10 protein-coding genes are annotated in these 11,086 nt (G+C 60.9%); 6 read left to right on the top strand and 4 right to left on the bottom strand.

Annotated elements, in window-relative coordinates; all coding sequences use genetic code 11:
* Positions 1–364: hypothetical protein (locus NW839_RS03775; protein ID WP_414380482.1), on the bottom strand; the 364-nt coding region annotated here is incomplete at its 3' end.
* Between the two features lie 129 nt (positions 365–493).
* Between NW839_RS03775 and NW839_RS03770 the strand changes: the two genes are divergently transcribed.
* Positions 494–1,648 carry a homocysteine biosynthesis protein gene (locus NW839_RS03770; RefSeq protein WP_414329883.1) on the top strand — a complete coding sequence of 385 codons (1,155 nt, stop codon included), beginning with the start codon at positions 494–496 and terminating at the stop codon, positions 1,646–1,648.
* A gap of 155 nt (positions 1,649–1,803) precedes the next feature.
* Here NW839_RS03770 and csaB read toward each other — a convergent pair whose 3' ends face one another.
* The 3 genes from csaB to psbU all read right to left on the bottom strand — a co-directional run bounded on the left by csaB (position 1,804) and on the right by psbU (position 4,292).
* Positions 1,804–2,889 carry a polysaccharide pyruvyl transferase CsaB gene (gene csaB / locus NW839_RS03765; RefSeq protein ID WP_414349931.1) on the bottom strand — a complete coding sequence of 362 codons (1,086 nt, stop codon included), beginning with the start codon at positions 2,887–2,889 and terminating at the stop codon, positions 1,804–1,806.
* 77 nt (positions 2,890–2,966) lie between these two features.
* A complete protein-coding gene (locus tag NW839_RS03760) occupies positions 2,967–3,872 on the bottom strand; it encodes an Rpn family recombination-promoting nuclease/putative transposase (RefSeq protein ID WP_414349930.1) in 906 nt (301 codons plus the stop codon).
* A 51-nt stretch (positions 3,873–3,923) separates the two neighbouring features.
* Positions 3,924–4,292 carry a photosystem II complex extrinsic protein PsbU gene (psbU, locus tag NW839_RS03755; RefSeq protein ID WP_041436072.1) on the bottom strand — a complete coding sequence of 123 codons (369 nt, stop codon included), beginning with the start codon at positions 4,290–4,292 and terminating at the stop codon, positions 3,924–3,926.
* Positions 4,293–4,485: 193 nt separating this feature from the next.
* Between psbU and gcvP the strand changes: the two genes are divergently transcribed.
* The 5 genes from gcvP (at position 4,486) to NW839_RS03730 (ending at position 10,918) form a co-directional block, all read left to right on the top strand.
* On the top strand, positions 4,486–7,452 hold the full coding sequence (gene gcvP, locus NW839_RS03750) for an aminomethyl-transferring glycine dehydrogenase (protein ID WP_414349929.1): 2,967 nt from the start codon (positions 4,486–4,488) through the stop codon (positions 7,450–7,452).
* A 142-nt stretch (positions 7,453–7,594) separates the two neighbouring features.
* Entirely contained in the window at positions 7,595–8,158 is a 564-nt protein-coding gene (locus NW839_RS03745) for a hypothetical protein (protein ID WP_187147251.1), read from the top strand.
* Positions 8,159–8,160: 2 nt separating this feature from the next.
* Positions 8,161–8,598, top strand: a complete 438-nt coding sequence (locus NW839_RS03740) for an SRPBCC family protein (protein WP_414349928.1) — start codon at positions 8,161–8,163, stop codon at positions 8,596–8,598.
* A gap of 37 nt (positions 8,599–8,635) precedes the next feature.
* Positions 8,636–9,217 (top strand): peroxiredoxin family protein, encoded by a 582-nt coding sequence (locus NW839_RS03735; protein ID WP_414349927.1) that lies wholly within the window; start codon positions 8,636–8,638, stop codon positions 9,215–9,217.
* Positions 9,218–9,262: 45 nt separating this feature from the next.
* Entirely contained in the window at positions 9,263–10,918 is a 1,656-nt protein-coding gene (locus NW839_RS03730) for an ABC1 kinase family protein (RefSeq protein ID WP_414349926.1), read from the top strand.
* Positions 10,919–11,086 lie beyond the last annotated feature (168 nt).

Here is an 11,086-nt window from a genome sequence, read left to right as displayed (position 1 = left end):
CCCCCACCAAATGAGGAATCGGCAGCGTCAACTGGCCAAGCCAGATGGCCCACCCCCCCACCCCCCGCAACAGCAGCGCCAGCCCCAGCCCCAAAAGCAGCGCCAACCCCGTTGCCAACAGAGCGATTCTGAGGCTGAGCAACAGGGATCCCCCGACTTCCGCATCCCGCAGCAGCTCCCCATACCCCTGCAGGGTAAACCCCCTCTCGCCCAGGCCGTAGAGGCCCACACTCTGGGCCAGAGCCAGCAGCAGCCCCCCGCCGTAGAGCAGGCCCACCAACCCCAACGCCGGCAAAAGCGGCCCATACTGCCGGATCCCCTTAAGCCCCACCGGCCCAGATCCCCGTCCATTTAAGCTATTCATTGAGCCAGTCCCAAGAGCTGCCTCACGAGAGAATTCAAGATGGGAGCGGATCCCTCGACGATCAAGCGATCAAGACTGCCTAGTGCTCCACACCGCCAACGCGACCAACCATTGCGATCTTTACATCCCATGGAGAGAACCCTAGACCAGATTAACCAACGCATTGCCAAAGGCCAGGTGCGGGTGTGGACGGCCCTGGAAGCCAAAGCCAAGCTGGCCACCTTGGGGATCCAGGAAGCCTTTGAGCAGGTGGATGTGATCACCACCGGCACCTTTGAGCCAATGGAGTCTTCAGGAGCCATTGTGAACCTGGGCCATACGGATCCGCCCATCAAGATTCGCCAAGCTTGGCTGAACGGGGTACCGGCCTATGCCGGATTTGGCGCGGTGGATCTTTACCTGGGGGCAGCCCAACCCAGCGAGCAAGCGGATCAAGCCTATGGGGGCGGCCATGTCATTGCCGACCTGGTGGCGGGCAAGCGCGTCCATTTGCGGGCCATCGGCCAAGTGACCGATTGTTACCCCCGCGCCGACTACGAGACCACCCTGACTCGGGATCAGCTCAACCAGTTTTACCTGTTCAACCCCCGCAATGCCTACCAAAACTTCATCGTCGGGGTGAACGGCGGGGATCGGCCTTTGTACACCTACTTGGGCCTGTTGGAACCGCATCTGGGCAATGCCGTCTATTCCAACCCGGGAGAGCTATCCCCCTTGTTGAACGATCCCCTGTTGCGCCGGGTGGGGATCGGCAGCCGCATCTTTTTGGGAGGCGGCATCGGCTACGTCGCCTGGGAGGGCACCCAACACTTTCCGCTGCAAAAGCGATTGCCCAACCAAACTCCCATCGGCCCGGCGGCCACTCTAGCCCTGATTGGGGATGCCAAGCAAATGCAGGCGGAATGGGTGAGGGGCTGCTACTTCCGCAACTACGGTCCCAGCTTGATGTTGGGGGTCGGGATCCCCATCCCCATCCTTGCTCCTGCGGATTTGGAGGCCATTGCCATTCGGGATGAGGAGTTGGTTGCCCCCGTGATTGACTTTTCCATTCCCCGCCGGGTGCGGCCCACCTTTGGCTTAGTGAGCTATGCCCAACTCAAATCTGGCCAGATCACCCTCAATGGCCGCAAGATTCGCACCGCTCCCCTGGCCAGCTTGCGCCGCTCCATACAAATTGCCGAAATCCTCAAGCAGTGGATAGAAAGCGGCCAATTTACCCTCACCCAACCTGTCGCCCCCCTGCCCCTGGATCGGGAGTTTCTCCCCCAAAACCCTCTCAGGTGACGTCCTCCCCTCAATGAATTGGGGGCCTCCTCAAGCGGATGCACGCAGCGCTTTGGCTCGGGGACACCGTGCCCCCCTACTTTTGGGGTAAAGCGGCTCTCCAGAAGAACCGCTACCGGAATTCGCCCTGGCAGCAACTTCTCCAGGCAACCCCATCAACCCCACTTCAGGTGCTGTCTCAACAACTGAGCGTGCTGAGCCGATTGCCTCGCCCACAGGTCAGCTTGGGCAGGGCTGAGAGCTAGGCCCTCTGAGTAGCAGGCCAGCCAAGCTTGGTGTAAGGCTTCAGGATCGGTGGGCATCTCCTGCAGATCCCAGCCAGGCATGCCCAATTCCTGGAGCAGCGTTTTCACCTTGGGATCGTAGCTGAGACCAAAACAGGCGCAGCCCTCTGCCGCCGCCATCACCAATCCGTGGTAGCGCATGGTGATCGCCAGCCTGACACCCCGAAAGACTCCTTTCAATAGACAGGGATCCCGAATTTCCAGCACTTGGCTACGGTGGGGTAGGCGCTGCTGAAGCTGCTGAGCCAAGTGGTAGTCTGGCCCAAGGTCAGGGGATCCGGGAGGAGCCAGCTGAAAGGGCACGAAGAGAAGGTATGCCCCCGTGGAAGCCTGGAGACGCTGTAAACCCTGGCTCAAAGCTTCTAGACAGGCTCCAGTCAGTTGCGGATGCGGACGCAAGACCACAGCAATGCGGGGCTGAGGCCACGTTTCCCATTCCGGCAAGGTTTTGGACGGCAAACTCCAGACGGGATCCGGAGCCACCTGGTGAGGGATCCCCCACTCTTGCAGCCATTGGGAGGCAACCCCATCCCGCACACTGATGGCCGTGCAACCTGCCAACGAGCGACGGGCCAGTGCACGAATCCACCCTCGCTGCAGCGGCCCGATCCCTTGGGCCCAGGCAAGGGTCTTCAGTCCCCAGCGCTGGGCTAGGCCCATCACCCCCAGGTAGTAGAGAGGGCTGCGCCAACTGGTGCGATCCTGCAACAGACCGCCCCCACCCCAGATGAAAGCCTGGGCCTGGGCCAGACAGCGCTGCAAAGCCCAGCCGTCAAAGCGGGGGCAGGCCAGCACCCCATAGGTGGCAGCCGTTTCGGCAGGGCGACGGGAGAGCACCACCGGCTGCACAGGGTCGGGCAACTGCTCTAGCTCTCGTAAGAGAGCCAGCAACAACGCCTCATCGCCGGCATTGCCGTAGCCGTAGTAGCCACAGATCAAAACCTGTGGCCGTTTCATCGAGTCCATCTGAGTAACAGGGATCCTAACTCACCCACAGAGTCCTGTGAGGTTGGAAAAGGCCGCGACGGCAAACCCTAGTTGGATGATGACTCCCTGAGCCATTGGATCAAATCGGCCAGGGTTTGGAAGTCCAACAGCGCTTCCGCCAAAGCCTCCAGTTGCTCGGTAGGTAAGAGGCGGATGGTTTCAGACAGGTCTTCCGGCAAAGATCCCAGCTTGCGCCGCAGTTGACTCAGAGTCAGTCGAGCTGCTTCTTGCTGCAGACCTTGCTGCAGACCTTGCTGCAGACCCTGTTGCAGACCTTGCTGCAGACCCTGTTGCAGACCTTCCTCTCGACCCTCTTTGAGGGCTTCTGCCCGCCACATCTGATAGATGGTCGATTCCCGCACAGCCAAACCTCCCAGTACCCTGCTAATTTCCTCTGGCGTCCATGTTAATCCTGCTAAGACGGCAGTGGCCGCTTTCAACTCCTGCCGCAGCTTGGGATCCTCCATCTCAGCTATGGCTCTGGCCACCTGCCGCAGACGGGGTTCTGGATTGTCCGGCTCTGCCAGTACCGCCAAGGGCAAGAGGCCTGGGTATCGGGATAGCACCTCTGGATCTTGTTCCCACAGGCGCAAGACCTCAAAGCGATGGGACAGGGATCCCCGTTGAAAAGAAGTCTGGTACACCCGTTCTGACTGGGTTTTTCTTAGGTAGATGACAATCTGCCGCACCTCCTGGTCGGGATAGCGACGGAACAGGCGCAGGCAGTAGTCGGCCATGCGCAAGGGAATGTCGGGATCCGGATCGGTTTGAAACTCCAGATGCAAAATCAGGTTTTGGGCCCTCAGCAGGATGAGGGAGTCCGCGCGAATGGGCCCGCTGGAGAGCTCCGTTGGCTGGAGCTGGATCAAGGGAACCGGGGATCCCAGCAGCCACCGGGCAAAGGACTCGGGGAACCATTCCACCAAGTACTTGCAGACGTTATCGTAGGCCACAGGATCCCTTTCCTACAAAAGCCGATTCTCCCGATGGCCCCTCTGCCGAGATCAGCCGTAATACCCTTGGTTGATGCGGTTTTCCAGTTGGTTAGCCCCTTCCTGATACTCGCCAAACACGAAGTTCTCGGCGTTGGCTTTGATCAGGGCCTTTTGCTGCTCTGTCAGGCCTGAGATCTGCAACATGTCTTCCAGGCTCTTGTAGGGGGCATTTTTCACCAGGATGCGAGCTAGGGTGGGATAGAAGCCGGGCAGTTGGCGGTAGTTGCGCAAGATGGTGTTGTTCACGTCAATCGGAGTGTCCAAGTGCTTTACCGGGGGAAGCTCTGCGGCCCTGGCCACAACAGGGATCCCCAAAGGAGCAAAGCACAGACAGAGCACTAACACCACACGAACCAAGATGGACAGCAGCCAACGCATAGCATCACTTCTCCAAGCAGAATCCAAAAGGCTCATCTGTATAGGTTGCTAACATTCTCCGACCATCTAGTGTCTCATCCCCTCTACCCCGAATCGAAGGCCAAGACAGGATTTGGAGCCCGACAGAAACAATTTTTAACAACTATGATCAGGAGACAGTCTTTCTTGCTCTCCCTTTCTCGGCTATCGCACCATGTCCGACTTGGCCCTTCTCCACTCGACTCGACTTGACCCCCCCAGCCGGGATCCATCTCCAGGGATCCCACAACCCACGCCTTCTCCGGAGCTGGAGTTGCTGGGGCAGACCGAACTCTTTCTCAGACGGCACATTGGGCCGGATGCCCGGCAAATTGGGCAGATGTTGCAAGTGTTGGAGCTGAGTTCGCTGCAGGAGCTGGTGGAGAAGGCGGTGCCGCCGGCCATTCGCAGCAGCCGGCCTTTGCAATTGGGATCCCCTTGCCCTGAGCTGCAGGTGTTGGCGGAACTGCAGGCAATGGCTGCCCAGAACCAGGTGTGGCGATCCTTTTTGGGCATGGGCTATTCCAACACCCTGACGCCGCCGGTGATTCAGCGCAGCATCCTGGAAAACCCTGCCTGGTACACCCCCTACACCCCCTACCAAGCTGAGATTGCCCAGGGACGGTTGGAAGCCCTGCTCAACTTCCAGACGATGGTGATCGACCTGACGGGGATGGAGATCGCCAATGCTTCCCTGCTGGACGAGGCCACCGCAGCCGCCGAAGCCATGGCTCTTGCCTACACCTTGGCAGGCAGGGGATCCCCAGTTTTCTGGGTGGATCGGGGCTGCCATCCCCAGACGATTGCCGTGGTACAGACGCGGGCAGAGCCCTTGGGGATCCAGGTGCGCGTGACGGATCTGGCGGAGTTTTGCCCGGAGAAGGGCTTTGGGCTGCTGTTGCAATATCCCAACACCTTTGGGGAAATCCGGGACTACCGGCAGTTGGTGGAGCAGGCTCACCAGAAGGGGATGGTGGTGGCAGTGGCCGCCGACTTGCTCAGCTTAACCCTATTGCAACCGCCGGGAGAGTGGGGAGCGGACATCGTGGTGGGATCCACCCAGCGCTTCGGCGTGCCTTTGGGCTATGGTGGCCCCCATGCGGCTTACTTCGCCACCCGCGAGGCCCACAAGCGGCTGCTGCCAGGACGGCTGGTGGGGATTTCTCAGGATGCTCAAGGCAAGCCGGCCCTGCGCTTGGCGTTGCAGACCCGCGAGCAGCACATCCGGCGGGACAAGGCCACCAGCAACATCTGCACTGCCCAGGTGCTTTTGGCGGTGATGGCTTCTATGTATGCCGTCTACCACGGCCCCCGCGGCTTGCGACACATAGCCGAGCGCATCCACCGCCAGGCCCATCACTTGGCCACCGGGATCCGTCAGTTGGGTTATGAGGTGGGGCCCGAGCATTTCTTCGATACCTTCTGGGTCAAGGTAGCTTCTCCAGAGCAGGTGCAGGCGATCCAGGCCGGCGCTGCCCAGCGACAGATCAACCTACGCCAGATCGATGACCGGACGCTGGGGATCAGCTTGGATGAGGCTACCACCGCTCAGGATCTGCGGGATCTGTGGGAGATCTTCGCCGGAACCCTTCCCCGCAGCGGAACGGAGTCCTTACCGCCAGCTTGGGATCCCGACAGCCCAGAGCTGGACTTGGGCCAGAGCCTGCCGCCCCAGCTCCTGCGCACCACCCCCTACCTCACCCATCCGGTCTTTAACCGTTACCACTCGGAAACTGAGCTGCTGCGCTATATCCACCGCCTGCAAAGCCGGGATCTGGCTCTCACCCATTCCATGATCCCCTTGGGCTCTTGCACCATGAAGCTGAACGCCACGGTGGAGATGATGCCGGTCACCTGGCCGGAGTTTGCCCAGCTCCATCCTTTTGTGCCCCTGGAGCAGGCCCGCGGCTACCAAGCCCTCTTTGCCCAGTTGGAAAAGATGCTGGCGGAGATCACCGGTTTTGCCGGAGTTTCTCTGCAGCCCAACGCCGGATCTCAGGGGGAATATGCCGGCCTGTTGGCTATCCGCCGCTACCACCAAGCCAGAGGGGAAAGCCGGCGGCAGGTGTGCTTGATCCCCACCTCGGCCCACGGAACCAACCCGGCCAGCGCCGTGATGGCGGGGATGCAGGTGGTGAGCGTAGCTTGTGATGAAGCCGGCAATATCGACATTGAGGATCTGCGGGCCAAGGTGGAGCAGCACGGGGAGCGGCTGGCCGCCTTGATGATCACCTACCCTTCTACCCACGGTGTGTTTGAGGAAGGGATCCGCGAGATTTGCCAGATAATCCACGAGGCGGGGGGACAGGTGTACATGGATGGGGCCAACCTCAACGCTCAGGTGGGCCTCTGCCGTCCTGCCGAGCTGGGGGCCGATGTCTGCCACCTCAACCTGCACAAGACCTTCTGCATTCCCCATGGGGGAGGTGGGCCGGGGGTAGGGCCCATTGCCGTGGCCCCTCACCTTGTGCCCTATTTGCCTGGCCATCCTGTTTTGCCCGGCTGTAACGGCCCCGTCAGCGCTGCCCCGTGGGGCAGTGCCAGCATTTTGCCCATCTCCTGGGCCTACATTCGCCTTATGGGATCCGCCGGCCTCACCCTGGCCAGCCAGGTGGCCATTCTCAACGCCAACTACATCGCCAAGCGGCTGGATCCCTACTACCCGGTGCTCTACAAAGGGCCGGGGGGGTGGGTGGCCCACGAGTGCATTTTGGATTTGCGCCCCCTGAAAAAAAGCGCCGGCATCGAGGTGGAAGATGTGGCCAAGCGCCTGATGGACTATGGCTTCCACGCCCCCACCATCTCCTGGCCGGTGTCGGGGACAATGATGGTGGAGCCCACCGAGAGCGAATCTCTGGAGGAGCTGGATCGCTTCTGCGAGGCGATGATTGCCATCCGCCAGGAGATTGCCGCCATTGAGCGAGGCGAGATGGATCCGGTGCGCAATCCCCTCAAGCTGGCCCCCCACACCGCCGAGGTGGTGGCTGCCGACCACTGGGATCGCCCCTATCCTCGCTCGCTGGCCGCCTACCCGCTCCCTTGGGTCAAGGCCCACAAGTTCTGGCCCAGCGTCAGCCGCATCGACAACGCCTACGGGGATCGCCACCTGGTGTGCAGTTGTCAACCCTGGCTCGACGAATGATGGCTGCTCTGGAACTTGGCCCAGAAAGGGAGATTGGTTGTATCCAAAGGCGGGATCCGCTATAACCCAGTCAGGGATCCCTGGCCAACGGATGAGAAAAAATCCCCGTCTTGAGCGGTTCACGTCAGTGGGGCCAAGTTCTTTGCCTATTCTTACTCGGCTAACCCTGGGGCTGTTGGCGGGATCCCTCGTGGCCTGCCGCAAGATGCCTGATCCGGTTGCTCAAGAAGTGGATCAGGATCCCGTGCGGCGTCACATCGGCAAAGATGGCACGCACTTTGAGGCTTCCCTAGGAGATGCCCGCGCCCTTCCCCCTCAGTTTCCCCCTCACTTGCAGTTGCCCAACGCTTCCATCATCTCTTCGGGACAGATTCGGGATCGAGAGGGGGGCCTTGCTTCCCTGATCTTGCAGACCTCTCAGCCTCTGGAGGCCATTGCCGCCTACTACCGCCGCACCCTGTGGGGCCGGGGCTGGGACATCCTCTCGGACATCGAGCAGGCCAATGGGATCCGCACCTTGGTTTTCGAGTCTCCCCCCCACCCCAAAAAGCCTCTCCAACAGGCGGTGGTGCAAGTGGGATCCCCCCGTCGCGGGCCGGATCAGGTGGAATATCGCGATATCTTGATTTTGCTGAGCACCGTATCCCCCTCTGCCACGGCAGAAGACCTCTCTGCGGCCAAGCTCGCTCCCCCAACTTCCCCCTGAGGATGCCTGTCTACACCCAGTCAATTCCGATTGCGGCCAGCGTGGCCCAGGTGGATCGCTGCCTCACCGACCTGGAGTTGATGAAGCGCTGGCTCAACCCGCTGTTGGGCTGTGAGGCGGTGGGATCCCCTCTGGCGGAATTGGGCAGCCGCTACCGCTTTTTCCTTCGCTTGCCGTTTGTATCCCCCAGCTTGGATTGCGTGATTACAGAGCGGGCAGAAGGCTTGGTGCAGTGGCAGTTTGAGGGGTTTTTTGAAGGAACCGACCGCTGGGAGTGCCATCCCCAGCCGGGGGGTACCCTTCTAGTCAATTGCTTCAACTTCCGCATCCCCAGTCCCTGGGTGGCGGCAGGGTTTTACCTGTTGGCAGCAGGGCCGACCCAGCAGGATATGCGGGCCCAGCTCCGACGGCTGAAGGCGGTGGCCGAGGCTTTGGGTTAGGCTGGTGGCAAGTAGTAAAGAAACGTAAAAAACTGCAATGACCAGCAACAGCGGACTGTTTAACCGTCGCTTTGCCGACAACTTCATCCCCCAACCGGCCAACACTTCTCTGGAAATCGGCCAGATTGCCCCCGATTTTGAGCTGCCGCGCGTGCAAGGGGATCCCGTGCGGCTATCGGACTACCGCGGCCAAAAGCCGGTGGTTCTGGCTTTTACTCGTATCTTCACCGAAAGACTGTTTTGCCCTTTTTGCTACCCCCACATCCAAGAGCTGAAAGCCCGCTACAGGGAGATCCAAGCTCTGGGGGCGGAGCTGCTGATGGTCACCAGCACCGATCCGGTTCAAAGCCAGCAGATTCAAGCAGACCTGCAGCTGCCTTACCCGCTGCTGGTGGATCCCGAGTGCAAAACCTTCCGCCTCTATGGGGTTGGCCAAGCTTTGGGAGCGCCTCTGCCGGCCCAGTTCGTTGTGGATCGGGAGGGCAAACTGCGCTTCAAGCATGTTTTCTCCTTTGCCCAGCCCAATGCCGATACCGATGAGGTGCTGCGGGTGTTGCGGGAGGGGCTGCAAACCGGCTGGGATGGAACCCGTAGGGTGGCCCCTATCCCCTTTTTCTAGGGATCGGGCTTCTCTGCCATTGGACTTCCAGGGAGAGAGACTGCGATGTTTGCCCGTCTGGCCCAGAGTGGGGCGCGTCAGGCCGAGATCCTGGAGGTGGTTTTGCGCCACGGTTGGGACTACATGCGCCGCTTGCTCTCTTTTGGCAAGGCTGGGGAACCCCAACTGCCCCCCCCAATGGTGCTGCGCAACATTTTGGTGGATCTGGGGCCGGTCTATGTCAAGCTGGGCCAGCTGCTGAGCACCCGTCCGGACCTGTTGCCGCGAGAGTACATCGAGGCCCTCAGCACTCTGCAGGCCGACGTACCTCCTGTTCCCTGGAATGCGGTGGAAATCCTGCTGCGGCAGCAGTTGCGGCAGCCGTTGGAGCAGGTGTTCAGCAGCCTGGACACAGAGTCGGTTGCGGCGGGATCCATTGCCCAGGTCCATCGGGCTTGTCTGGTCAGCGGCGAGTGGGTGGCCCTCAAGATCCAGCGGCCCGGGCTGGAGGCGGTGGTGGAGCGGGATACGCGGCTAATCCGGGGCATTGCCGAGCTGGTGGCGCAAACGGAGTTCGGCAGGTTGGCAGATGTGGTGGCCTTGGCGGATGAGTTCTGCCGGGCCATTCAAGCAGAGCTGGACTTCACCCAGGAAGCCCGCCACACCGAGCAGCTCCGCCAACAGTTGCAAAGGGGGCGTTGGTTTGATCCGGCCCAACTGGTGGTGCCGCGCATCCATTGGCCTCTCACTACGCCAAAGGTGTTGACGCTGGAGTGGATCGAGGGCCGGCCCCTGTTGGAGGCGGATCGCAGCGACGCGGACCCGGAAAACATCGCCCGCCTCTTGACCCGCGCTTTTTTCCAGCAGATCTGCATTGATGGCTATTTCCACGCCGATCCCCACCCCGGCAACCTCTTTTACTTGGGATCCGGTCGCGTAGCCCTGCTGGATTGCGGCATGATTGGGCGGCTGGATCCGCGTACGCAGCAGATTCTGCTGGAGCTGATGCTGGCCATTGTCAGCCTCGATGCCCAGCGCTGTGCCGAATTGACCCTAGAGTTGGCCCTGCCGGAAAGATCCACGGCCCGCTCGCGGGATCAGACTGTCAGCTTGGCCCAGCTCCAAAGCGACTACGAGCGTCTGCTGCGCCAGTACTACACCCTGAGCATTGCGGAGCTCAACTTCAGCCAGCTCTTTTCTGAGATCCTGCAGGCGGCCCGGCGCAACCAGATCCGCATTCCCGGCAATTTGGGCCTCTGTGCCAAGGCGCTGGCCAATTTGGAAGGGATCGCCCGCCAGCTCACCCCCGACTACAACCTGCCGGAGCAGCTTCGCCCCCTGATGGCGGATGTGTTTCGGGCGCAATTGCTGGGGGAGGCCCCTCTGCCTTCGCTGCTGCGCACGGCTTTGGATTTGAAAAATCTCTCTCTGCAATCGCCGCGCCAGATGGAGCTGCTGCTCAGCCGCATCACCTCGGAAACCCAGCGCTGGAACTTGACCATCCAAGAGCTGGACGGGATCCGCAGCAGCCTGGATCAGTCGGCCAACCGCCTTTCCTACAGCATTGTGGTCGGCTCTCTGATCGTCGGAGCTGCCATCATCTCGGCTCAGACGCAGCGGTTTCAGGTCTTTGGGCTGAGCGAACTCCTGTTCGGCGCGGCCAGCCTGTTGGGGCTGTGGCTCGTCATCAGCATCCTGCGCTCCGGTCGCCTGCGCGGCTAGATTGGCTGAGGTTGGCTCATCAGTGGACTCAGGGCCCTACTGCCCTTGTCTGGATCTCGATGTTTCCAAAAGAACACCAAAACGGTATCAACGCCTCTGCGAGCGATCCGCCAAAAGCCGCAAAGGCCGATTCTTTCGTTCGATCCCTCGACGCCTTGCGCCACAAGG

The organism is Synechococcus sp. R5-15 (genome assembly GCF_047462035.1).
Classification (GTDB): domain Bacteria; phylum Cyanobacteriota; class Cyanobacteriia; order Thermostichales; family Thermostichaceae; genus Thermostichus.
This window is presented reverse-complemented; position numbering and strand designations above follow the sequence as displayed.